The 24,588-nt window shown below is 35.6% G+C and carries 18 protein-coding genes; 13 read left to right on the top strand and 5 right to left on the bottom strand.

The genetic code is table 11. From position 1 onward, the window contains the following. Window positions 1-124 precede the first annotated feature (124 nt). From K3248_RS05830 to K3248_RS05820, 3 genes are read right to left on the bottom strand one after another with little or no spacing between them, the layout of a single operon-like run. Window positions 125-664: a DUF1254 domain-containing protein gene (locus K3248_RS05830; protein WP_220717446.1), complete on the bottom strand. Its 540-nt coding sequence runs from the start codon at window positions 662-664 to the stop codon at window positions 125-127. Beyond that, complete coding sequence (locus tag K3248_RS05825) at window positions 657-1,274, bottom strand: DUF1214 domain-containing protein (protein WP_220717445.1); 618 nt, start codon at window positions 1,272-1,274, stop codon at window positions 657-659. The genes K3248_RS05830 and K3248_RS05825 overlap by 8 nt, the downstream gene beginning before the upstream one ends. Beyond that, on the bottom strand, window positions 1,271-3,421 hold the full coding sequence (locus K3248_RS05820; RefSeq protein ID WP_220717444.1) for a transglycosylase domain-containing protein: 2,151 nt from the start codon (window positions 3,419-3,421) through the stop codon (window positions 1,271-1,273). Before K3248_RS05820 ends, K3248_RS05825 begins: the two co-directional genes overlap by 4 nt. Window positions 3,422-3,775: 354 nt before the next feature. Between K3248_RS05820 and K3248_RS05815 the strand changes: the two genes are divergently transcribed. The 13 genes from K3248_RS05815 to K3248_RS05755 all read left to right on the top strand — a co-directional run bounded on the left by K3248_RS05815 (window position 3,776) and on the right by K3248_RS05755 (window position 19,327). Next, on the top strand, window positions 3,776-4,012 hold the full coding sequence (locus tag K3248_RS05815; protein WP_220717443.1) for a hypothetical protein: 237 nt from the start codon (window positions 3,776-3,778) through the stop codon (window positions 4,010-4,012). A 26-nt stretch (window positions 4,013-4,038) separates the two neighbouring features. Next, window positions 4,039-4,707, top strand: coding sequence for a response regulator transcription factor (locus tag K3248_RS05810; RefSeq protein WP_220717442.1), 669 nt, complete (start codon window positions 4,039-4,041; stop codon window positions 4,705-4,707). Beyond that, window positions 4,704-6,119, top strand: a complete 1,416-nt coding sequence (locus K3248_RS05805) for an ATP-binding protein (RefSeq protein WP_220717441.1) — start codon at window positions 4,704-4,706, stop codon at window positions 6,117-6,119. The genes K3248_RS05810 and K3248_RS05805 overlap by 4 nt, the downstream gene beginning before the upstream one ends. Window positions 6,120-6,393: 274 nt before the next feature. Then, window positions 6,394-7,128, top strand: a complete 735-nt coding sequence (locus tag K3248_RS05800) for a tetratricopeptide repeat protein (protein WP_220717440.1) — start codon at window positions 6,394-6,396, stop codon at window positions 7,126-7,128. A gap of 178 nt (window positions 7,129-7,306) precedes the next feature. Continuing rightward, complete coding sequence (gene ccmE / locus K3248_RS05795) at window positions 7,307-7,786, top strand: cytochrome c maturation protein CcmE (RefSeq protein ID WP_220717439.1); 480 nt, start codon at window positions 7,307-7,309, stop codon at window positions 7,784-7,786. Window positions 7,787-7,793: 7 nt separating this feature from the next. Continuing rightward, a complete protein-coding gene (locus K3248_RS05790) occupies window positions 7,794-9,776 on the top strand; it encodes a heme lyase CcmF/NrfE family subunit (RefSeq protein WP_220717438.1) in 1,983 nt (660 codons plus the stop codon). Continuing rightward, a complete protein-coding gene (locus K3248_RS05785) occupies window positions 9,773-10,180 on the top strand; it encodes a cytochrome c-type biogenesis protein (RefSeq protein WP_220717437.1) in 408 nt (135 codons plus the stop codon). The genes K3248_RS05790 and K3248_RS05785 overlap by 4 nt, the downstream gene beginning before the upstream one ends. Before the next feature lie 221 nt (window positions 10,181-10,401). After that, the gene (locus K3248_RS05780; RefSeq protein WP_220717436.1) at window positions 10,402-11,913 is read left to right on the top strand and encodes a DegQ family serine endoprotease; all 1,512 of its coding nucleotides are present in this window, start codon (window positions 10,402-10,404) and stop codon (window positions 11,911-11,913) included. An 85-nt stretch (window positions 11,914-11,998) separates the two neighbouring features. Beyond that, window positions 11,999-12,685, top strand: coding sequence for a response regulator transcription factor (locus K3248_RS05775; protein WP_220717435.1), 687 nt, complete (start codon window positions 11,999-12,001; stop codon window positions 12,683-12,685). Beyond that, window positions 12,682-14,064 (top strand): sensor histidine kinase, encoded by a 1,383-nt coding sequence (locus K3248_RS05770; protein ID WP_220717434.1) that lies wholly within the window; start codon window positions 12,682-12,684, stop codon window positions 14,062-14,064. Before K3248_RS05775 ends, K3248_RS05770 begins: the two co-directional genes overlap by 4 nt. A gap of 83 nt (window positions 14,065-14,147) precedes the next feature. Beyond that, on the top strand, window positions 14,148-17,072 hold the full coding sequence (locus K3248_RS05765) for a bifunctional [glutamine synthetase] adenylyltransferase/[glutamine synthetase]-adenylyl-L-tyrosine phosphorylase (protein ID WP_220717433.1): 2,925 nt from the start codon (window positions 14,148-14,150) through the stop codon (window positions 17,070-17,072). A 398-nt stretch (window positions 17,073-17,470) separates the two neighbouring features. After that, entirely contained in the window at window positions 17,471-18,226 is a 756-nt protein-coding gene (locus K3248_RS05760) for an outer membrane protein (RefSeq protein ID WP_371875515.1), read from the top strand. 576 nt (window positions 18,227-18,802) lie between these two features. After that, complete coding sequence (locus K3248_RS05755; RefSeq protein ID WP_220717432.1) at window positions 18,803-19,327, top strand: methylated-DNA--[protein]-cysteine S-methyltransferase; 525 nt, start codon at window positions 18,803-18,805, stop codon at window positions 19,325-19,327. Window positions 19,328-19,333: 6 nt separating this feature from the next. Here the strand turns inward: K3248_RS05755 and K3248_RS05750 are convergent, their stop codons facing one another. Together K3248_RS05750 and pepN are read right to left on the bottom strand one after the other, a co-directional pair. Beyond that, window positions 19,334-21,655 carry a PAS domain-containing sensor histidine kinase gene (locus tag K3248_RS05750; RefSeq protein ID WP_220717431.1) on the bottom strand — a complete coding sequence of 774 codons (2,322 nt, stop codon included), beginning with the start codon at window positions 21,653-21,655 and terminating at the stop codon, window positions 19,334-19,336. A gap of 270 nt (window positions 21,656-21,925) precedes the next feature. Then, window positions 21,926-24,571: an aminopeptidase N gene (gene pepN, locus K3248_RS05745; protein WP_220717430.1), complete on the bottom strand. Its 2,646-nt coding sequence runs from the start codon at window positions 24,569-24,571 to the stop codon at window positions 21,926-21,928. Between the last annotated feature and the right edge of the window lie 17 nt (window positions 24,572-24,588).

The raw sequence follows: 24,588 nt of genomic DNA, 5'->3' as shown, positions 1-24,588 counted from the left end.
TCTGATCATAAGACAAAAGTAAAGCACTTATTTTTAAGGTCAAGAATGCTTTATATTCTCTCAACTTCTAGTCATCATTTTAGTAGAAGGTAAAGCATTGTATAAGTTAGCAGTTGATGTGCATTTATCCATTAAACGTATGGCAGGTGGCAGATGAAAAGAATGCTTTGCTTTTTGTCTTTGCCAGTGGGGAAGGGGCAAAGATTCGTAAGAGTACGAAACCTTTATTCAAATTTTGAGAGACGAAAACAGAGTTACTATTGTTTTTAGGGTTTGATTGTTTAAGCTCTATGATTTGTATAGGTTTTCCAATAATAAGATCAAGTGTAGCATGGGGTGCTGTTCGGTCATTAAGGCTGTAGAAAATGACTCCATTTTGTGTATAAGCGGCTAGGGACCAAAATTGTGTTGTTTTTAAAGCTTTTAAATGAACAGGACCATTTTGAAGATCAAATCTACAAGCTTTAAGAAGAAAAAATGGGTCAATAGATTGTTGGATAGGGTTTTCTGGAGTCAAGTCCACAAACTGGTAAGAGGCTCCTAATTTCTCAATTTTTGACCATATAGTATTTTTTGCTGAATAGGGAAGCAAAAATAAAAAGCAAATATGGACAATGAGTGCTCCAATGCCTGTAAGAAGTCCGGCGTGAATAAATCTAGTCACAGTTTTTTTGTCCTGATGAAATTTTTTCTACAGATGGCATAGTGAGTTTGTGTAATGCTGTTGTAGAGATGATTGGAGTGTCGTATAGGGTAAGAATAAGCCCGAATTCTTTTTGGCCAACTGTTGCAAGCCAATTGCCGATTTGTGGTGTCTGTGCAATATTTACGCGCAATGAGCCATCACTTTCGTAAATGAGCGTATCGGTGTAAAGTTCGAAAGGTATATCTTGGGATGAGGTATTGGGTTTGAGAAATCTATCGGCTGTATAAAGAGTAAAAAAGCGAGCTTCAGGAATATATCCTTTAAGTAAGTAATGACAATTGGGATGCAGGAGACGTCCATGATTATCTTTCCAAATTTGAAAAACGAGCCCTTCTGTATTTCCCATTGAAATATTGCCTTGTTTGGCTGTGCGTGCACGAGTATAGGGGTCTGCATTTATGGTTCCTACATTTGGATAAGCAAACCATTCTCCAATTGTAAAGCGTCCAAAATTATGAAAGAAATTGAGGGTGTAATCAACACTCCATACGCCCCCTAAGAGAGAAAAAGTGAGAATGAAAAAGAAAACAGCAATATTAGAAAAGGTTATAGAATATTTTGAGTTCAAAGTGTAGAATCTCCAATAGTTTCCATCTTTAAAGAGACTACAGATGGTTTTTCTAGATCTTTATGAATGAGTTGCACGATATTTAATGTTTCAGGTGAAAGAGTATAGGGTATTTGAGGTATAAACTCAGAGTTATTGGAAGAAGAAGTAATTGGTGATTTATAAGGGAGAAGAGAATCTTTGACACCATATAGCTGTTTTAGCATGATATTTTGATGCGCAGAGAGCATGATACGATGCCATATCATGGCTGGAATACCACCGCCAAAAGCACGATTCATTGGTGAAAAGTTATCGTTTCCCATCCATACAGCCCCAGTATAGTTACCAGTAAAGCCAACAAACCATGCATCGCGATAGAATTGTGATGTTCCGGTTTTTCCAGCAACGAGGGTCATTGGGAGAGCGGCGCGTTTACCAGATCCACGTGTTGTAACACCAACTAACATTTGATTCATATAAGCTGCTGACTGTCTACTGAGAACGCGATGTAGATGATTTCCGTTATGATCGAAGTCCCATATGATATGTCCATCTGTTGTTTTGATCTGTATAAAACCATGGAGATTTCCAGCCATCCCTCCATTCGCAAAGACATTAAAACCGATTGCTTGATCCATAGGAGTCATATTAGATGTTCCCAGAACCATAGTTTTATGTGATAAAATATGGGCGTGAATCCCCATACTTTTGATCAGATTGATAATAGGTTGAGTATCACGGTTAAGATATCGATAGGTAAGATAAACAGGAACTGTATTAATAGAAAAAGCTAAAGCAGTTGCTAGATCGATTTTACCAAGATAATGACCAGAGTTATTTTTCGGTGACCACCCCCCCCAATTAATAGGAGCATCTGAAACGATTGTTGAAGGCGACAAACCACGTTCCAGTATGGTTGCATAGACATAAGGTTTGAAGGAAGAACCAGGTTGTCGTCCACCTTGTGTTGCTCGGTTAAATTGGCTTTTATTATAATCTACGCCTCCAACAATGGCACATACAGCTCCATTATTGTCGAGTATCACAGTGGCTGCTTGTGTTACGCGATATTGTTGACCATATTGATGTAAATGATACGCGATTGATTCTTCTGCTGCTTTTTGAATATTAGGATCGAGAGTGGTTTGAATGATTAATGTATGGCTTGGCAGTTGAGCACGCATTTTTTTGACTTCTTCGAATGCCCAATCAAGAAAGTAATCAGGATGATGCTGCTCTATTTTTGTAAGCGCTTTAGCAGGATGACGATGGGCATTAATAATTTGGCTTTCAGTCATGAAGCCACTATTAACCAGATTAGAAAGTACTACGTTAGCCCGTGTTTGGGCGGCAAAGAGGTGACTATGGGGGGCATATTTTGTTGGAGCTTTGAAGAGTCCAGCTAACATAGCAGCTTCACTAAGCGATATATTACGTATATTCTTATCAAAATAAAATTTTGCAGCTGCTGTGATACCGAAGTTGTTTCCTCCCATATATGCACGGTCAAGATAAAGTTGTAAAATTTGTTTTTTGCTAAAGTTTAATTCTAACCAAAGAGCGAGATAGGCTTCTTTTATTTTACGTGTAAGAGTTCGCTCATTTGTTAAGAATAAATTTTTAGCTAGTTGTTGTGTTAGGGTTGAGCCACCCTGAACGCTCCCCTTTGCTTGCATATTATGTGAAATTGCTCGTGTGAGTCCGTAAAAATCAATACCCCAGTGATCAAAAAAACGACGATCCTCTGTAGCGAGAACAGCTTTAATAACATAATCGGGCATTTCTTCAATGGGGACAGGAACAGCTGGTAATGCTCCACGATGACCGATAGGATTTCCATAGCGATCTAAGAAAAGAACGGAAAAATTTTTTAGAGGATACCAATCCTTTTTTGTTACGTCTAAAACTGAAATACCAACAATGGTAAAAAGAGTAAAACCAATTAATCCTAATGTCAGCGTTTCATCGAGTACTTCGATGATAAAACGTTTCCACCCTCGGATATAAAAATATTGTGAAGTAAGTTTTGCTGTATGCCAAAAAAAATTATGAGCAGAACGGATACGATAAAGTGTTGTATCTAACTGTGCATCTAATTCAATATGTGTGGGACTATGAAATGGTTTATTGTGTTGTATTGTCTTTTTTTTAAAAAAATCAAACATTTTAAAATAGCCTATAGCAAAGTAACACAATGAAATAAGTCTATAATAAGTATATGGAGTAAGAGTATTTTTTTTCTATAGTTTTAATAAAGAAAGAATTTATCATAAGATTATGATGAGCGAATTATTTATGATTATATTTTATTTTTTATATTTTTTTTAAATTGTACGTTTCAATTATTTTGATAATCTTTAAAAATATTTTATTTTGAATTTGCTTAAATTTAGAGTATTATTTTCACATTGTGCTCATGTAAATAAAGTATTATGTGCTTTATACGTAGTTTTGAACAGACAAAAGCCATTATTCATTTTATATTCAAAAGAGTAATGAGACGAAATTATAAAATAGCTATGATGAAAAAAGTTTTCTCATTTATAATAATAGCAGTTCTTTTAGGGGCAGATTCTGTTCTGGCTGCTGGTTGTTCTGTAGTTGGTAAAAAGGTTGCTACTCAAGAAGATGGGGTGTTAGTAAGTTTAAAACCGGTTATTCACGAAGGAAAAGATATGTGTATGGTTGTGGTTGTTGTTCCAGCCCATGACGGTGAGAAGTTGCGTCGTGTTGAGGTTTTTGTCCCAGCTGATTAGTTTTTGGCAAATTTTATAATGTTGTTATGCGTATTTTAATTGTTGAAGATGATCGGAATCTTAACCATCAATTAGTGGAAGCTGTAAGAAATGCGGGGTATGTTTCGGATAGTGCTTTTGATGGTGAGGAAGCTTATTTTTTAGGAAGTACAGAACCTTATGACGCGGTAATTCTCGATATAGGTTTACCACATATCGATGGAATTCGTGTTGTTGAAAAGTGGCGTCAAGAGGGATGCGTTATGCCTATTTTAATGCTAACAGCGCGAGATCGTTGGTCTGATAAGGTGCTTGGAATTGATGCAGGTGCTGATGATTATGTTGTTAAGCCATTTCATGTGGAGGAAGTAATAGCGCGATTGCGGGCATTAATTCGTCGCGCTACAGGACATGCTACAAGTGCGCTACACTGCGGTAGTGTTTTGTTGGATACTAAGTCTTCTCGTGTTTTTGTAGATGGTCAGTTGATTAAATTAACATCTTATGAATTCAGACTTCTTTCGTATCTGATGCATCATTGTGATAGAGTTGTTTCAAGAACAGAGCTTATTGAACATCTTTATGATCAGGATTTTGATAAGGATTCGAATACAGTTGAAGTTTTTGTAGGTCGATTACGTAAAAAACTTGGGGTTGATTTGATAGAAACTATCAGAGGAATGGGTTATCGCGTGAGAACGCTAGGTGATCCATGAATATTTTAAAAAAAAATAATCGGCTTCAGAGGCTATTTTTTTTCATTAGTAGGTCTCTTAGTTTACGCGTTATGATCTTATCCACATTATGGGTCGTTATTTCACTTTCGTCGATTTCTGCAGTTAGTATTTTATTTTATAAGCGCTCAAGTGAACAAAGCCTAGAGCGTATTCTCGTTACGCAACTTTATAGTCTTATTGCGACAGTTACAGTATCTTCAGAAGGTATTTTGAGAGGAAGTTTTGGAATTGATGATATTCGTTATTCTGATCCAACAACAGGATGGTACTGGGAGGTTGTGGCCATATCCCATAATTTAAAAGGAAGATTAACGTCTCCATCATTGGGAACAGGAAAAATTTTTTCACCCAGTGATATAGATATACCTTTTGACAACAAATTTTCTCGTTCTTATCGAATAAAGGGAGAAAATGGCCAGAAATTACAAGTTATTGAGAGTGATGTTGTTCTTGATGATCAGAATCATATTGCACGTTTTCGTCTTGTTGGGAATATCGATGAAGCACATGCACAAGTGCAGGAATTTAAAAGGACTTTACAAATTTTTCTTTGGAGTTTTGGCATAGGGAGTGTTTTTATCAACCTTGCTATCATTTTCTTTAGTTTTCAGCCATTAAGGCTTATCCGATGCGCCTTGAATGACATTCGCGAAGGCAGAGTTCATTATGTGAATACAGATTTAGTCAGTGAAGTTACGCCGCTAGCACAAGAAATGAATGCCCTTATTAATAATAATCAGAGTATTATTCAACGCTTTCGCACACAAGTTGGTAATCTTGCACATTCATTGAAGACGCCTTTGTCAGTGATTATAAATGAGGTTGATAAGATGTGTGGAGAACAGGCTTTTTTGCTGAAAGAACAAACACAAATAATGCAATCTCAAATAGATCATTATCTTCAACGTGCGCGAATCGCGGCACAGAGTGATAGCATTATTTATCATACTTCTGTTCGCAAAGTTGTAGATCGTCTGGTGCGGGTTATAGAAAAACTTAATCCTGAAAAACAGTTTCAATTCGTTATGGAGGCCGATGATATTATTTTTGCTGGAGAAAAAGAAGATTTAGAGGAAATTGTAGGGAATTTGATTGAGAATGCTGCTCAATGGTCCCGTACAAAAATTCTTATTTCTTGTCATTTAGAAGAAAATATTAAAGAAACAGAATGCTTTAGTATCCTCGTAGAAGATGATGGCTCTGGTTTAAAAGAAGACAAAGTTGAGGAAGCTTTAAAAAGAGGGCGGCGGTTTGATGAAAGTAAGCCAGGAACAGGCTTAGGGTTAGCAATTGTATCAGATATGGTTAATGAATATAATGGTGATCTTTTTTTATCACGTTCTGATTTGGGGGGATTATATGCAAAAGTTTTATTACCAAGGCGAGGATAAATATATTCTCTTTTTGCCTCTTTAGGGTATAATTAAATAATAGCAGGATCATAGAGCGTGGGTTATTGTACAATATAAAAAGATATATGTTTATAATGAAGCTATAAAGAGAAAATTTTGCGTTTTTACTTTTGATATATATTCAAAAATTGAATGATAAATTTTATGCTTTTCTTTATGGAAAAGAAGTTTCTATTATTTTATATGAGTATTCCTATGAAGAGTGAGACAATAAATTGGGCTGCTTTTTGTTATTGGATTGGTAAAAAGTAATATGCTCTTTATTTTAGCAGCACTTTTTCTTATTTTCTTAGCAAGTCTTCTTTTTCGTTTGCTACAATTTAATGATAGAACAAAGAACGAGAAGCAAGATACAATGTTTGAACATTATAGATATCATATGCTTTCAGTTACAACTAACAAACATTGTACACATGATAAAAAAAGACATATTCTTAAAGCTTTTAGTATTTTGTTTGTGCTTCTGATAACATGGAGCATTTACGGTTTGACAGGCAATCCAGAAGTTAAAAGTTATTATTTTAGAGAACTTATGGATAAGGATCCCCAAAAGCTCAAGAGGCATGAGAAGCTTGTTCGTCTACAAGCACTTTTTTTTCGTTCACCTCATGATGGCAGGTTAGCGGACGCATTGGCAATAGGATACCTAGAAGAGAATTCTTTTCAGGAAGCAGTAAACATGTATTTAGATGCACTTCGCTTGAATGGAGAATCGGCTCCACGACTTGTGGGGTATGGTTTGTCATTAGTGGGATATGAGGGAGGCGTGATCACGCAAGAAGCACAAAATGCATTTCAAAAAGCTGCAGATTTAGCGCCGAAAGACTTTTATCCTCGTTTATTATTAGCCGATGCGCTTCGTCAAGCGGGCAAACCTGCTCAAGCCATACAGTTCTTACAAAACTTTCTTGATACAATGCCTAAAGATTTTTCAGGGCGCGCGCGCGTTAAAGCAATGATAGTGCAATTACGTGATTCACTTAATTAAAATATTCAAGAAGTCACTATAGCTATTTTATAATATAAAAACAGAGAGGATTATTCTATTGTTGAGGAGCAAATAAGCAGTTGTATCCATATACAAGATGTTCTCAGTTTTCTAAAATAAGAATATATACATAATACAACTTTATATAATATATTTATAAAAAAATTGTAGAGTTCCTATGAACAGTCAATCTTTCCAGAATTTTCCTTCACTGAAAGTCATTTTAAAGCAGCAAAAAAGGAAGCGACTGCTGTTCATCTTATTATGTTGTTTTATTATAATAATTTCTGCAAGTCTTATGATGTATGCAATGCGTAATACAATAAGTTTTTTTCGTATGCCATCTGAAATCACAAGAGAAGATATTTTAACGGAACGCCCGTTGCGTTTAGGTGGTTTTGTTGAAAAAGGGAGTGTTAAATATGTTGGAGAGATGGACGTCATTTTTTTCATAACAGATAATATAAAACACGAAAAAGTAATTTTTAATGGCATATTACCGGATCTTTTTCGTGAAGGTCAGGGTATTATCGTAGAAGGAGCTTTTAATAAACGAGGTTTTTTTATAGCAACACGCGTTTTAGCAAAACATGATGAGACTTATATGTCTAAAGCAACAGCTAAGCGTTCCCCAAAATATTATAAGATGGAGAAATAATTCGATTGTGCTTATCGAACTGGGTCATATTTTTTTAGCTGCAGCCTTTGCAGTAAGTTTATTAGAGGCTTTTTTACCCGCTTTAGGTATTTTGTGGAAGGAGCGTTCCTTAATACAAACAGTTGTTCCTTTGACTTATATTACTTTTACATTATTGTTTTTATCTTTTTTGATACTTGTCTATGCGCATATTGTCTCTGATTTTTCAGTTTTGAATGTTGTAGAAAACTCTCATTCAGAAAAACCAATTCTGTATAAAATTACTGGTGTTTGGGGAAATCACGAAGGTTCTATGTTTTTATGGGTTTTAAACCTTACTTTCTTTAGTACATTGATGGCATTCTTTAGCCACCGTTTTCCAGAGACGTTCAAGGCATTAATTTTAATCTGTCAAAGTTGGATTACAAATGCTTTCCTTTTATTTATTCTTTTTGTCTCCAACCCATTTTTACGTATTGATCCACCAGCATTACAGGGAAAAGATCTCAATCCTCTTTTACAGGATATCGCGTTAGCAATTCATCCACCTCTTCTTTATTTAGGCTATGTTGGTTTTTCACTTTGTTTTTCTTTCGCAATAGCTGCATTGATTATGGGGCATGTTGATAAAGTTTGGGCGCGCCAAGTTCGCGTTTGGCTTTTACTTTCTTGGTGTTTTTTGACATTAGGTATTATGGTGGGATCCTACTGGGCCTATTATGAGCTTGGATGGGGTGGTTATTGGTTTTGGGACCCAGTTGAAAATGCTTCGCTCATGCCTTGGCTTTCAGGTACGGCTTTTTTACACTCTGCTCTTGTTCTAGAAAAGCGGGAAACATTAAAAAGTTGGACATTATTTTTGGCACTTCTTACGTTTTCTCTTTCTCTTATGGGGACTTTTCTTGTTCGTTCTGGTCTTTTAATGTCTGTTCATAGTTTTGCTGTTGATCCTGCGCGTGGTCAGGCAATTCTTGCGATTTTATTTTTCTTTACAGGAGGGGCTTTTCTTCTTTTTGCTTTTCGGATACCGGCCCTGACAACGGGAAGATTGTTTCACCCAATTTCACGTGAAGGTTTTATTGTTTTAAATAATTTTTTTCTTACAACAATAACGGCGGTTGTATTTATTGGTACGCTCTATCCTTATTTTATTGAAGTATTGATAGGAGAAAAAATTTCTGTAGGAGCCGGCTTTTTTAATTTAGCATGTGGGCCTTTAATGATATTATTACTATTGTTGGTTCCATTTGGGCCAATGATGGGGTGGAAACAGGGAGATTTTCTTGCTGTTTTTGAACGATTATGGTTTGTTTTTGCGTTAGTCTGCATTACTTTTTTTATAACATTTTATGCCACATCTTTGCGTGATATTTTTGCAGCTTCAGGAGTTGGGCTTTCCACATTTGTTATCTTAGGCAGTTTAGCTGATCTTTGGAGAAAAAGTGGGCATAGTAAAATAGCTTTATTGGTACGTGTGGGAAGATTGATTAGACTGCCATGGTCTGTTTTTGGTGCTGCAATAGCGCATATGGGATTAGGTGTTACATTGTTAGGTATTGTCTGTGCGGCAGCTTTCGGTCAAGAGCGTATTTTAATTATGCGTATAGGAGATATTGTTACGATAGCGGGTAAGACGCTACATTTTAATGAAGTGCATGATAGTGCTGGTCCGAATTATTCTTCAAGAGAATTTAATTTTACGATATCTGATAACAAAAATACTATGCACAATATAACAACATCAAAACGATTCTATTCTAGTCAAAATACATCAACGACAGAAGTTGGCATCCAAAGTTATGGTTTATCGCAGCTATATATTGTGCCAGGGCATATAGATCATCATGGACTTGCTGTGCATATATGGTGGAAGCCCTATATAATATGTGTTTGGTTAGGTGTTTTCATGATGTCCATGGGAGGATGTCTTTCTCTTTTAGGTTATTGGTTTCGTATTAGGTGGCCGCAGGGTGCTTTTCGTATTAAGCTTTTTAAAAAGGCATTGAAATGAAAAAAATATGGCTTCGTACTTTGCTTTTTTTAATTGCTTTTTGTTCTTTTCATCGAGCTCTAGCAGTAGAACCGGATGAAATCTTAGAAGATCCAGTTCTTGAATTGCGTGCACGCAATATTTCATCACATTTGCGTTGTCCCGTTTGTCAAAGTCAATCAATTGATGATTCAGATACGTCATTAGCACGTGATTTGCGTCTTATAATTCGAGAGCGATTGAAAATGGGGTATAGTAATCAGCAGGTTATTGATTTCCTTGTTGAGCGATATGGTGAATTTATCCTCTTGAAACCACCATTTAATAAGATAACTTGGCTTTTATGGTTGTCTCCTTTGATTATTATTATCATTGGCGCAAGTGCTTTATTTTTTCAAATCATACGGTATAAACAGGCAAAATAGTTATTTTTAATGCCAATGGAGAAAAGTCTCTCCCAAAAATTATTAAGTAAAAAAATTGGGATTGTTTAAATTGAGAGTTCATTCTTCATTGATAATGACGTGTTATTGGTCCTTTAAATCTTACAAAACTTTAACAATTTAGACAGAAAACGGTAAGGTCTGTTATTTTATAAAGAACAGGAATTGGGATAATGATATGATTGAATAGGAGCGTATACCAAATGGTTAAAAAAACTTTCTTGAAAACATTCGTCGCAGTAAGTTTTTCTGCAATGTTAGAAAGTGCACTGTTTTTTAGTGGATGTGGATCAAGCCTATGGACGACAGAAGCACATGCAAGTTCTGTATTGTCTTCGTTAATACAGCAGCCAGGGTTTGCAGATATTGTTGCTCAAGTAAGGCCTGCAGTTGTTTCGGTGCAAGTAAAGAGCAATAAAAAGAAAGAAGATTGGTTCTTTAGCAATTTTTTTAGTGGTCCAGGTATTGACCAATTACCTGATCAACATCCCTTGAAAAGGTTTTTTAAAGAATTTTTTGATAACGATAAACCTAATAACAAGTTTTCACAGCGTTCGCATAGACTTCGGCCTGTAGCTTTTGGATCGGGTTTTTTTATTTCCTCTGATGGTTATATTGTGACCAATAATCATGTCATTTCTGATGGAACAAGTTTTTCTGTTGTTCTTGATGATGGGACTGAATTAAATGCAAAGCTGATTGGTGCAGATCCGCGAACTGACCTTGCAGTATTAAAAGTAAATGACAAAAGAAAGTTTTCATATGTTGATTTTGGTGATGATTCAAAGCTTCGCGTTGGTGATTGGGTCGTTGCTATTGGTAATCCATTTGGTCTTGGTGGAACTGTGACAGCAGGCATTGTTTCAGCACGTGGACGGGATATTGGCACTGGTGTTTATGATGATTTTATTCAGATTGATGCCGCTGTTAATAGAGGAAATTCTGGTGGCCCAACGTTTGATCTGAATGGCAAGGTTGTTGGAGTGAATACAGCTATTTTTTCTCCTTCTGGAGGAAATGTTGGTATTGCTTTTGCTATTCCAGCAGTGACAGCAAAACAAGTTGTACAACAATTGATTGAGAAAGGTTCGGTCCAACGTGGTTGGCTTGGAGTTCAAATTCAGCCAGTAACAAAAGAAATTGCTGATTCAATAGGTTTGAAAGAAGCTGCAGGTGCTTTGGTTACTGATCCATTAAAAGGGCCTGCAGAGAAGGCTGGTATCAAAATTGGTGATATAATTGTTTCAGTCAATGATGAAAAGATCACTGATGCACGTGATTTGGCAAAACGTATTGCAAATATTAAACCAGGAGAAACAGTAACTCTAGGTATTTGGAGATCTGGTAAGGAGGATAAGATTAAGGTTAAACTTTCTTCAATGCCTGAAGATGCAGGTAAGACAGAAGGAGAAAAACTTTTAAATGGACACAGTGATGCAGATGATACATTGGAAGATTATGGCTTAATTGTTGCGCCAGCTGATGATGATGTAGGATTGGTTATAACAGATGTAGATTCAGATTCAGATGCTGCAGAGAAAGGAATGCGTCCTGGTGATATAATTGTGACAGTTAATAATAAACCAGTTAAAAAGGTTTCTGATATTACTGATACAATCAAGAGTTCTCAAAAGCTAGGGCGGAAAACTATACTCTTACAAGTGCGAACAAATGGTCACAATCGTTTTGTTGCTCTTCCAATTTTTAAAAAATAATACTTTATTAGTAGTAGAACAGAAATCTACATGATTTCTGTTCTACTATGTAATGTAATTAATATAAAGAATGGAGATGCGTTTGATGAGGATACTCGTTATCGAAGATGATCATGAGACGGGGCGTTATCTCGAAAAAGCCTTTTTAGAGGCGGGGCATTCCGTTGATGTTGCTTATGATGGGGATACTGGATACACTTTAGCTGAAACAGAAAATTATGATGTTATGGTTGTTGATCGGATGCTTTTGCATCGTGATGGTCTTTCTATTATTTCTGAATTGCGTGCTAAAGGCAATAAAACACCAGTTCTTATCCTTTCAGCTTTAGGGCAAGTAAATGATCGTGTAACAGGCTTGCGTGCAGGAGGTGATGATTATTTGACAAAGCCTTATGCTTTTTCTGAGCTTCTTGCTCGTGTTGAAGTTTTACAACGGCGGAAAAATCCTAAAGAGGCAGAAACTGTTTACTGTGTGGGAAGTCTTAAACTTGATAGGTTAGCACATACTGTAAAACGGGGTGATAGAAATATTGTATTGCAACCAAGAGAGTTTCGTTTACTTGAATATTTGATGCGATATGCTGGTCAGGTTGTAACACGCACTATGCTTTTGGAAAATGTATGGGATTACCATTTTGATCCACAAACAAATGTCATTGATGTCCATATATCTAGGTTGAGAGCAAAAATTGAAAAAGATTTTGATGTTCCTCTTCTTCACACTGTGCGTGGAGCTGGATATATGCTAAAAGCACCAGATACGAAGATATGAACCGTTTGATCAATATAATGCGCACGACTGCGTTAAGGCTTTCAGCACTTTATATTTTATTGTTTGGATTAGTTGCAATAGGGCTTTCTATTTATATGACATCATTTTCTGCTTCGTTGTTAACGGAGCAAACGGAGCAAGCTTTACATGAAGAATTAAAATATATCGAAAATGCTTATAATTATGGTGGACTCCCTTTATTAATACGCACTATTGATTACCGTTCACGACAACCAGGAGCTTTTCTTTATCTTGTTACTGATCCTATGGGTAGGATTTTAGCAGGCAATGTTGCACGTATTGAGTTAAGTCTTCTGCATCATAATGGCTTTATTCCAAATTCTTTTTTGTATTCGCGTTTTGGAGAACATGGCAAAACAAGTGAACATCGCGCTTTGGCAATTGTTGTTGATTTGCCCAATGCCATGAAGATTCTAATCGGACGCGATTTGGATGAACCAGAACGTTTTGCAGCGGTCATTCGTGAAGCGGTCATGATTGCTCTTGCTGCAATGGTTGGAGGAGCATTACTCATATGGTTTTTTGTTGGTAGGCGAGCTTTGCAAAGGATTGATCATGTTACAGCTGCATCACAGCGTTTGATGGAGGGAGATTTTAGTGGGCGTTTACCTGTTTCTGGGGTGGGGGATGAGTTTGATCGGCTGTCTGCTAACCTTAATGTTATGTTAGATCGTATTGAAGAATTAAATATTGGTTTGCGTCAAGTTTCGGATAATATAGCCCATGATTTAAAAACCCCATTAACACGCCTTAGAAATCGCGCGGAAGAAGCACTTTCAGGACAAAAAACAAAATTGGAATATCGACAAGCACTTGATGGGATCATTATCGAATCTGATCAACTTATTCGTACTTTTAATGCGATTTTAATGATTTCACGTATCGAAGCTAGCAGTGCAATTGAGCACCTTGAGTTGATGAATATGAAGCTTATTCTTGAAGATGCTGTTGAACTTTATGAACCTTTTGCTGAAGAATCAGGTGTTCTTCTCCAGTTAGGAAATACATTTGATAAAGAGCTAAAGTTAAATCGTGAGCTTATTGCACAATCAATTTTTAATCTTATTGATAATGCAATTAAATATGCATCTAAAGATGGAAGGAAGGCAAAGGTATGCTTATCGATGGAATATCGTGGTGAACATGTGCTGGTTGTTGTGAGTGATAATGGTCCAGGAATTGCAGAAGATAAGCGTGAAAAAGTAACAGAGCGTTTTGTTCGTCTTGAAGAAAGCCGTACACAACCTGGTTTTGGCATTGGTCTTAGTATAGCAAAAGCTGTAATGAAACTTCATGGGGGTGAATTGTTACTCGAAAATGCAAATCCAGGGCTTAGGGCTATTTTGTTATTTCCTTAAAAGCTTTTCTTTCACATGTAACAATTATTTTTTACGTATAATGCAATAAAAAGCAAAAGAAATTGCTTTTCATGGAAGTGCAGATGAAAAAAGCTTTTTTAAAAACACAACTTCTCCCTTTAGTTCCTCTTGACAACAGTGGTTCTCAATGGCTGAAAGATCTTACAGAACAAGCAATAAAAGAAAATTTAGACTCGCTTGTTTCCACTTTATTAAAAAAGGGAAAGCAGATTGATTTTATTAGTGCAGTTATGACTTTATCTCCTTTTCTACGTGAGGTTTTAATAGCTAACCCATCCTATCTAAGTCCCCTATTGAATCTTGATATAGAAACAAGATTGAGAGAAATTATAGATGATATTGCAATCATTGATAAGAGCGAGTCTATTTATGAAAATTTATTAATGGCTACTTTAAGACGTAAAAAGCGAGAAGCACACGTTCTCATTGCTTTAGCTGATTTGAGTGGTGTTTTTACTTATGAAATTTCATGTACTTGGTTAACACGTTTGGGTGAAATAGCGTTAAGCGTAGCATTACGCTTTCTTTTAAGAGAAGCGCATGACCATGGGAAGATAAGTTTATCTAGTCGTGAAAACCCAGAAAAAGATTGTGGTTTAATCATTTTAGGGATGGGAAAGTTAGGGGCAGGAGAACTTAATTATTCTTCTGATATTGATCTCATTGTTTTTATTGATGAAATGTCATCTCATATCGGTACTCTTTCTGAGAGTGTCGATGTATTTTCCAAAATGGTACGTCGATTGATCCGCATCATTCAAGAACGTACTGCGGATGGATATGTTTTTCGTCTCGATTTTCGGCTTCGACCAGATCCTAGTTCGACACCTTTAGCTTTACCTGTAAGGACTGCATTGCGTTATTATGAGGGACGTGGTCAAAATTGGGAGCGGGCTGCTATGATTAAAGCACGTCCAGTCGCTGGGGATAAAAAAGCAGGAGCTCATTTTTTAAAAGAGCTTTTTCCTTATGTATGGCGGAAATATTTAGATTACGCTGCTATTGCTGATATTCATTCCATTAAACGTCAAATTCATGCTTATAAAAATTATGGTCAAATCGCAGCTTATGGCCATAATGTAAAGTTAGGACGAGGTGGTATTCGTGAAATTGAGTTTTTTGTCCAAACACAACAACTCATTGCTGGCGGTCGTTTCCCTCAATTACGTGGACGTCAGACAATTGCCATGTTAACAGAACTTTACATGCTTGGTTGGATCAATGAGAAAACTAGAGATAGTCTTGTAAAAAGTTATATTTTTTTACGAAATGTGGAACACCGTATTCAAATGCTTGCAGATGAACAAACACATCTTCTTCCAAATAATGTTTCTCAATTTACGAGTGTTGCATATTTGATGGGCTATCAAGAAAGAAGTGGCTTTGTCAGTGACTTATTAAAAACGCTTCATGTCGTTGAAAAACATTATGCAGCATTGTTTGAGAATGAAAAAGAACTTGGTTTAGAAATTGGCAATTTAGTTTTTACCGGTGAAGAAGATGATCCAGAAACATTAATAACGTTAAGCCGTCTAGGTTTTGAAAGAGCGAGTGATATTTGTCGTATTATGCGTACACTTCATTGTGGACGATATAAAGCGACACAATCTGCTGAAGCGCGTGAGAGATTAACGGAATTAACGCCAGCGCTTTTAAGAGCTTTTGGAGCAACAAAACGGGCTGATGAAGCGATGTTGCGTTTTGATAGTTTTTTACAAGGATTGCCTTCAGGAATTCAGCTTTTTAGTCTCTTGCAATCTAATCCTTCTCTTCTGGATATGTTAGTGCTTATTATGGGAGCTGCTCCACGTCTTGCAGAAATTATTACACGTAAACCACATGTTTTTGATGGTATGTTAGATCCAAGCATTTTGTCAGAACTGCCAACAAAAGCTTATTTAGAAAAACGTCTTGAATATTTTCTTGAAGGGATCCTTTCTTACGAAGAAATTCTTGATCATTTAAGGGTTTTTGCTGATGAACAACGTTTTTTGATTGGTATTCGGATTTTAAACGGTGCAATTACGGGAGAAAGAGCTGGTTTTGCTTTTACGGCGCTTGCTGATCTTATGATTGCAAAAACATTTTCTGCAGTTCAAGAGGAGTTTTCTCGTCTTCATGGCAATATTAAAGGAGGACGTGTTGGTATACTAGGTATGGGAAAGCTTGGAAGTCGTGAGTTGACGGCTGGTTCAGATGTTGATATTATTTTACTTTATGAACATGATGAGGATGCAGAAATATCAGATGGAGAAAAACCTCTTTATATTTCTCAATATTATACACGTTTGATACAGCGTTTGGTTGCAGCTTTATCGGCTTTTACAAGCCAAGGCATTCTTTATCCCGTTGATTTAAGACTGCGTCCATTAGGCAATAAAGGACCTGTTGCTGTTTCTTTTCAATTTTTTAAAAAATATTATCGCAGTGAAGCATGGATATGGGAACATCTTGCTTTAACACGGGCACGAGGTATTGCAGGGGATTGCGATTTTTTACAAAAATTAGAAAATGAAGTAAGTACAATTATTGCTTTTTCTCGTAATAAGGAAGATGTAGCAAAAGCAGTATGTGAAATGCATAATTTGATTGAAAAAGAAAAACCACCAGAAAATCAATGGGATTTGAAAACAATGACTGGTGGTATCATGGATCTGGAATTCATTGCTCAATTTGCTCTTATTACACATATTCTGGAGTTTAAAATTGGAAGAACTACGGCAGATATTTTATCTCATTTGCCGAATAGTTTTCTTAAGATGCCATTTATTTCTGATCTACGCTATGCTTATAGCCTTTATACAAATTTAAGCCAAATTATACGGCTTTGCTTAAATGATACTCTTGATTCTAATGATATGCCACCTGGACTAAGCGATCTTTTATTACAAAGTGTCGGAGAACCTGATTTACAACGTATTGAAAAATTAATCAAAGAAACTGGGCAAACAGTATATTCTATTTTTACGCAAGTTATGAAATATTGAATATATTATTATGATGATATAAGGTATAAAAGTAATACAATTTAATATCATTTATTAATTATACATTATTTTAATAATTTATATATTTCAATAGAATAAATATTGTTATCTATTAGAATTACATATGTATCACAAAGTTTTACTTATTATATATATAATAACGTATTTCTATATTTTATTAAGAAATATATTTTAAAAACATTTATTACTATAACTATTTTATACAATACATAGTGAATGCAAAAAAATATAATATTGCTTAATTTTTTAAAAAAATATGAAACTATTTAGCGTTATGTGTCAAATAAGCTTTTAGGGGAGCAACTATGGCTACACAATACTTAATCGCAACATCTATTTTTTCTTTAATTTCAGTTTCTTTAGTGTAGGTTGCGGATATTATTATATCTGAACAGCCGGCGCCCGTCATTGCAGCATCTGCTTTTTCTTGGACTGGATTTTACCTTGGAGGTCAAGTTGGTAACTTTTCAGGTAAAACTAGTGAAAATTATTTAAAAAACAAGAGCCTAGGAAAATGGAATCCTGTTGAAAAAAGGCTTATACCTAAACTTTCTGGTTTTATTGGCGGTATTTATGCAGGATCAAATATTGATATCAACAATGGCTGTGTTATAGGTATTGATACGGATATAATGTGGGGTGAGAGAAAAGACACAAAAGACATCAGTTTTTTAAAAGAAGCTCAAACTGAGGAAGCTCCACAAGCTTTAGAAGAAAAAAGTTTAAGAGGGCTTCCTAAGAAGGATCCTCCAGCGGTTTTTATTGAAACTATACATCACACTTTAAAACAAAAATGGACTGGTGCTACGCGGGTAAAGTTGGGTTTTTCTGTTGATCGTTTTATGCCTTATGTTGCTGGGGGTATTTCTTATACACAGCTTCGTAATAGTTTTTTTAAAGAATCTGATGGAGAAGGTGGAGAGAGTGGTTCTTCTGATTTGTTACATGATGAAAAAAAGACGATGATTGGCTATACTCTTGGTGGTGGTATTGATTTTGCGATGACTGATAACATTATTATGCGTGCAGAATATCGTTACTCAGATTTTGGTAAGAAGAAATTTGTACATGATAAAGTTGAAATGGGTTATAAAACTAATGATTTTCGCGTTGGTCTTGCTTACAAATTTTAAATTATCGTAGAATTTAATGACCCAAAAGTCCCATTTCCGAATGGGGCTTTTATTTTAGAGTGGCTAATAGTTATCTTTTGATAAAACGGAATAGAAACAAAAAAGAAAGAGAAAAATTTGGCAAAAGTCTTCTTTATGATGTGTATTGAGCATCCTTATTCCAAACTTTCATTTACAGAGGTTAAAGCTTAAAAAAAGAATATAAAGCAATATGTTACCTATAAGATAACCTATATATAAATATGTTATTGCTCTCATGAGAGATGTTATTTTTATACTAAAAGATAAATAATTTTAGGTTTAGAAAAAAATATTTATTGGGTAGTTTATCATGGGTTAAAATTAAACATCTTAAGATGTTTATTATTTGATTTTTTAGAACAATTGAGCTTCAAGCATGTCAGCTTATTATTCACTTCAGTTTTCATGAAAGGATTCAGATAGCGTTTTGGTTAATGCTTAAAGAGAAGGCTTAAAGGAAAATTTATTTAATTTTGTAAACAGAGTCATAATAGCTTCCTTTTTCTCTATTTTATTTATGATGTTTAAAATCTTTAAAAATTTAAGAGCAATACAATGATAAGTATTCCTCAAAAAAAAATATTTTGTCTAAAAAACATATCAATAGGAAAGCTTTTGGTGGCAAAGTCCCAAAAAGGGATTTGTAATATAGCACTAGGAGATACGGTAGAACAATTATCACAGGAATTTATAGTACGCTTTGGTAATGTGCAACAAGTTACTGATGATGGCATATTTAAAAAAGAAATTGCACATATTATAGCAATGATAGAAACGCCTAAATTGGTAAAGAAATATGATTTCTCTTTAGATATAAGTGGTACAGCCTTTCAGCAGAAAGTATGGGAAGCATTGTGTAATGTAAGGTGTGGGGAAACAATCTCATATAGGGAGTTAGCACAAAATATCGGCATGCCAAATGCTTTTCGTGCAGTTGCGAATGCCTGTGCATGTAATGAATTAGCAATAATTATTCCTTGTCATCGTGTTATGCGCAAGAATGGTTTCATTTCAGGATATCGTTGGGGTGTTGAACGAAAACAGATTTTGTTACAACGGGAACGAAATGAAAGAAGTTAAACTTTTTTAACTTTGTTTAATCGGCATTGTAATGGTGACAGTTGTTCCTTTCATTTCTTGCGAGGTAATTTCAAGTTTTCCTTTGTGGAGTTCTAGCAAGGAGCGTGAAATTGCTAATCCAAGGCCTGAACCGGTATGGGTTTTTGTGAATTGATTTTCAACTTGTTCAAAAGGTTGGCCAAGTTTTTTGATTGCAGATGAGGGGATGCCAACCCCTGTATCTCTAATTGTAAAAACAAGACTATTTTTTTTCTTGAAAGCACAAACATCAATACTTCCACCAGAGGGGGTAAATTTAACAGCATTAGAGATGAGATTAAGAAAAATTTGCTTTATGGCACGACCATCAACTTCTGCATGAAGTTCAGAAGTAATATTTGTTGTAACAGCAATATTTTTTTCTTGAGCTTGTGGTGTAAGTGTACGTATTGCTTCACTGATGATGGGCTCAAGATTTATATTTTTACAATCAAGAGTAAATCTTCCAGCTTCGATTTTTGACATATCAAGGATATCATTGATGAGTGTGAGAAGGTGGGTTCCTGAATTGTAAATATCGTGCATATACTCCTTATAGCGTTGTGAACCAAGAGGACCAAATGTGGATTGCAACATGATATCTGAAAAACCAAGAATGGCATTAAGTGGTGTACGTAATTCATGGGACATATTGGCTAAAAACTCTGATTTAGCTTTATTGGCACTTTCGGCACGTTCTTTTTCTGCTTTTAGACTTTTATTCAGTTTTTCAACTTCTGTTGCGCGCTGCTGAGCGTTTCCTCGTGCACGTTTGAGTTCTTGAATAAAAGAAAAAAGGCGTCTTTCGCTATCTTCAAACTTTTCTTGTTGTTGTTTTAGCTCAGAAATATCAGTACCAATACAAACAAGTCCTCCATCTTGGGTACGTCGTTCATTAATTTTAAGCCAATAACCATCCGCAGTTTGGCGAATACTAGTTAAGTTACCGGCGCCATCATCTTTTAGGGGATATTCACTAATTGCTGGTCGAGCCATAGCTTCAACGGTTGCACGTTCGATACCTGATTGTAGAATCTGTTTAGGGATAGAGGCATATTCACAAAATTTACTGTTGGACATAACCAAACGTCCTTCTGCATCCCACAAAACAAAAGATTCTGAAATATTTTCAATAGCATCGCGAATACGAAGGTCAGCTTGCGCTGTTTGTTCGGCAAGTTGACGCTGTTCACTAATGTCGAAGGCAATACCAACTAAATGAGGCTCTTCTTCTTCAGTAACTTCGGCACGAATACGCATCCATACATAATGACCATCTGCATGACGTATAGGAATATTAATATCAATATGCTTTTTTCCTTTACCCATTAATTCCTGAGCAAGGTCAAAAAAATTGGCATCATTTGGATTAATAATAGCACTAATTTGAGAAATAGAAAGCAAAGCATCTTGAGGCACATAGCCAAGCATTTCATACATTGCTCTTGACCAATAAACGCGCCCACTTGCTATATTCCAATCCCATAGTCCACAACGTCCACGCATCATTGCCATATCAATACGGTTTTGAATTTTTTCTGCAATAAGGTCTGTATGACGTGCTCGTGTAATTTGATTATAATAAGCATAAAGAAGAGTGAGAATGATAGCGTTCGTTCCTATAAATAGAGTTATATTTAATGAAAAGAATTTACGCCATTCTATAAAAGTATGTTGTATTTTTTCACTGACGAATACACCATATTGCCCATTTTTTGTTTGGTAAAATGAAGCGACAGCAGGCTCGTTTTGACCCATTGTGATTTGCATGACACCAGCATGCTGTCCACTAGTTTGTAAAGCAGTACTTGGAGAAATAAAATCTTGTAAAGGTTTTCCTATAATTATTTCTGAACTAGATGATGCTAAGACATTGCCTTTTTGATCAATTATAGCGATGAGAGTATAGGGATTTATAAGGCCTTGATTGCGAAAATGAGTAAGGATACTTTGTAAGTGATCATGTGAAAGAGTTTCAGCTTTTCCTTTCTCCGTAATAGCAAGTAAGTCACGATCAATGCTATTGATAATGTGTGCAGATAGGAGAGTAATTGTAGAATGCGTATTTTTTTCAATCGTATGACGCCAGTCATAGATTGAGAAAAAGCGAATTGCTGCGAACACAACCAGAAATACAATAATGATAAATGGAAAGAAACGTCGTAGCCAAGGCTCAAGAGAAAGAAGTTTGTGATAGATAGGGCCATAAAGTAGGTTGATGCGCTCTTTCCGTGCTTTACGATTTTGAGCACCAGACTTTGAATCAGCATACACTTCTGTTGGCGCATTATATGCGTCCAGTTTAGCCATTTTTCGTTCCTTTAATTAGGCAATAATGTATTGTAAAAACTGTTTTAATACTCATAATAAAACCCCATTGGGTGCAATGAATCAAAACAGGAGTCCTCTGTCCAGTCTTTTTTTAAAAAAAGGTATTTTACTTTTATTGAGTGTGGATTATGAGAACAAAAAGGAATTTTAACAGAGCCTCTAAACAGATTAGAACATATCTGTTTAGAGGCTGATTATGGGTGAATAATTCACTGATATTATTTAAAAGTAATATTTATAACCGATTGATTAATAAATATTTTTATCGTAAGCAAGAAGACGAGAGATAATTTCTGCTACATCGCTTGATAATTGGGGCACTACAGCAATTGTTTTTAATGCGGTTTCAAGTTTTTGTTTCCGAATAGGTTCAAATTGTCTCCAAGAGCGCATCATTGTCAGTAATCGCGAAGCAAGCTGTGGATTTTTTTTGTCAATTTCTAAAATAACTTGGCAAAGAAAATCATAGGCTGCACCATCTATTCTATGAAAACCTGTTAAATTGTTAGAGGCAAAGACACCGATTAAAGAACGCACACGATTGGGGTTATCTTTTGAAAAAAGTGGATGTTGCATGAGGTTTTGAACATGATTGAGTGTTGAGGCTCCTGCAACCATTGCTTGGATAGAAAACCACTTATCCATAATTAAAGGATCATGTTGATACTGTTTTTCAAAATCATTTAAAGCATTTTGTGTTTGCCTACTTCCATAAAAATGCTTCGCTAAAACAGTCATACTCGCTATACGATCTGTCATATTATGAGCTGTTTCATATTGCAAAGCAGCGCGATTTGGATTGTTTTCTGCAATGGAAAGATAGTCTAATATTATATTCCGTAAAGCTCGTTTTCCAATTTGTTCAGTATTGGGTAAATAAGGTTCTTCTATTTCCATTTGTACATAAATTTTTGTAAAGAGTTCTTGATGAACACCTGCTATGGAAGACAAAAATTGATTTCGTACATGATGAATGCGCTCTGGATCAATATTTTCACCAATTGTATGTGTAAGCTCAATTTCGCTAGGTAAATTTAAACAAAATGCACGAAACTCAGGTTCTAGACTTTCATCTGTGATGATGATTTCAATAAGATTAAGCAAAGAAGGGGGCACGGCTTCATTTACTTGTGCTTTATCTTGGATCATTTGAATCAAAGCTTGCATCATTAAACGATTAAGAGACTGCCAGCGATTGATATGATTATGATCATTTTTAGCCAAAAAGATTAGGTCATTTTCATTAAATGGAGTTTGTAAATTGATAGGTGCAGAAAAATCTCTAAGTAGTGATAAAACAGGCTTTTCACATACGTTTTTTAATGTAAAAGTTTGGCTTTCTTTGGAGAGAAGCATAATATCTGATTGAATATTGGCATCAGCTTTATAGGTAAGGGATTCTCCATTTTGTCCTAACAAGCCAAATGCGATAGGGATAAACATCGGCTTTTTTTTGTTTTGTTGCGGTGTTTCAGGAATATGTTGTTTTGCATGAATTGTTAAAATACCATCACTATAATGGTGGTTAATTTCTACGTGAGGTGTTCCGGCTTGTTCATACCACAACATAAATTGTGAGAAGTCTTGATGAGAGACTTCAGCAAAACAGGCTATAAAATCTTCAATTGTACAAGCTTGTCCATCATGACGTTGAAAATAAAGATCCATCCCTTTTCGAAAGAGAGTAGCACCTAAAATAGTACGTACCATGCGAACAATTTCTGCACCTTTTTCATAAATGGTTGTAGTGTAAAAGTTGTTAATTTGGCTATATTGGCGTGGACGTACAGGATGAGCAAGTGGACCAGCATCTTCAGTAAATTGTGTAGACTTCAGTGTTTTTATATTATTAATTCTTTGTAGACTACGTATATTTTGATCCGAGGAAAATTCTTGATCACGGTAAACAGTTAAACCTTCTTTTAAACAAAGTTGAAACCAATCACGACAAGTAATACGATTGCCACTCCAATTATGGAAATATTCATGTGCAATGATACGTTCAACATTTCTATAATCATTGTCTGTCGCTGTTTTAGGATCTACAAGAACATATTTATCATTAAAGATGTTTAGACCTTTGTTTTCCATTGCACCCATATTAAAGTCAGAAACAGCTACAATATTAAAAATATCAAGATCATATTCACGACCGAAATGTTGTTCATCCCAATGCATAGCACGTTTAAGTGCGTCCATTGCATAAAGTGCTCGTTTGGTTTTTCCTTTTTCTACATAAAGGCCAAGTTTAATGCGTCGACCAGATGTGGTAATGAAATGGTCTTCTAATTTATCTAGATTTCCACCTACAAGAGCAAAGAGATAAGATGGTTTTGGATAAGGATCTTCCCAAATAGCAAAATGGCGATTGCCTTGAAGAGTTCCTGTTTCTACAAGATTTCCATTGGAAAGCAAGATCGGGATTGTTTGCAAATCTGCTTCAATTTTTACCATATAGGTAGAAAGAACATCTGGACGATCATAAAAATAAGTAATACGACGAAATCCCTCCGCTTCGCATTGTGTACAATAAACACCATTTGAAAGATAAAGTCCCATAAGTTGGCGATTGCTTTCAGGATTGAGTTGTGTGACGAGCTGCAATGTGAAAGGAGTTGTTGGAGGCGTTATGATCTCTAAATGTGAAGGAGTCACATTATAAGCACTTTTGTCTAATGTTTTGCCATTAAGAGCAATAGAAATGAGAGTAAGATCATCACCAGAAAGTATAAGAGGTATTTTTTCTTGTGTGTTTTGACGTTTTTCAATGAATAATGTCGCTGTCACGTAAGTTTTTGTTGGTTCCAGACAAAAGTGAAGCTGTGTTTTAGGAATGGTGTAGGGGGTTGGTTGGTAATCTTCTAAGCGGTAAATAGGTGTTGCAGATTGTGTCATAATTTTCTCTAGCTATA

This window comes from Bartonella raoultii (genome assembly GCF_019659805.1).
GTDB classification, from domain to species: domain Bacteria; phylum Pseudomonadota; class Alphaproteobacteria; order Rhizobiales; family Rhizobiaceae; genus Bartonella; species Bartonella raoultii.
Note: the sequence above shows the minus strand (reverse complement) of the source record. Positions and strands in the feature narration are given on the sequence as shown.

Coding starts and splice junctions, on each gene's coding strand:
- K3248_RS05820 (WP_220717444.1), bottom strand. CDS start 3,421: ATGTTTGATTTTTTTAAAAAAAAGACAATACAACACAATAAACCATTT.
- K3248_RS05815 (WP_220717443.1), top strand. CDS start 3,776: ATGATGAAAAAAGTTTTCTCATTTATAATAATAGCAGTTCTTTTAGGG.
- K3248_RS05810 (WP_220717442.1), top strand. CDS start 4,039: ATGCGTATTTTAATTGTTGAAGATGATCGGAATCTTAACCATCAATTA.
- K3248_RS05805 (WP_220717441.1), top strand. CDS start 4,704: ATGAATATTTTAAAAAAAAATAATCGGCTTCAGAGGCTATTTTTTTTC.
- K3248_RS05800 (WP_220717440.1), top strand. CDS start 6,394: ATGCTCTTTATTTTAGCAGCACTTTTTCTTATTTTCTTAGCAAGTCTT.
- ccmE (WP_220717439.1), top strand. CDS start 7,307: ATGAACAGTCAATCTTTCCAGAATTTTCCTTCACTGAAAGTCATTTTA.
- K3248_RS05785 (WP_220717437.1), top strand. CDS start 9,773: ATGAAAAAAATATGGCTTCGTACTTTGCTTTTTTTAATTGCTTTTTGT.
- K3248_RS05780 (WP_220717436.1), top strand. CDS start 10,402: ATGGTTAAAAAAACTTTCTTGAAAACATTCGTCGCAGTAAGTTTTTCT.
- K3248_RS05775 (WP_220717435.1), top strand. CDS start 11,999: ATGAGGATACTCGTTATCGAAGATGATCATGAGACGGGGCGTTATCTC.
- K3248_RS05770 (WP_220717434.1), top strand. CDS start 12,682: ATGAACCGTTTGATCAATATAATGCGCACGACTGCGTTAAGGCTTTCA.
- K3248_RS05765 (WP_220717433.1), top strand. CDS start 14,148: ATGAAAAAAGCTTTTTTAAAAACACAACTTCTCCCTTTAGTTCCTCTT.
- K3248_RS05755 (WP_220717432.1), top strand. CDS start 18,803: ATGATAAGTATTCCTCAAAAAAAAATATTTTGTCTAAAAAACATATCA.
- K3248_RS05750 (WP_220717431.1), bottom strand. CDS start 21,655: ATGGCTAAACTGGACGCATATAATGCGCCAACAGAAGTGTATGCTGAT.
- pepN (WP_220717430.1), bottom strand. CDS start 24,571: ATGACACAATCTGCAACACCTATTTACCGCTTAGAAGATTACCAACCA.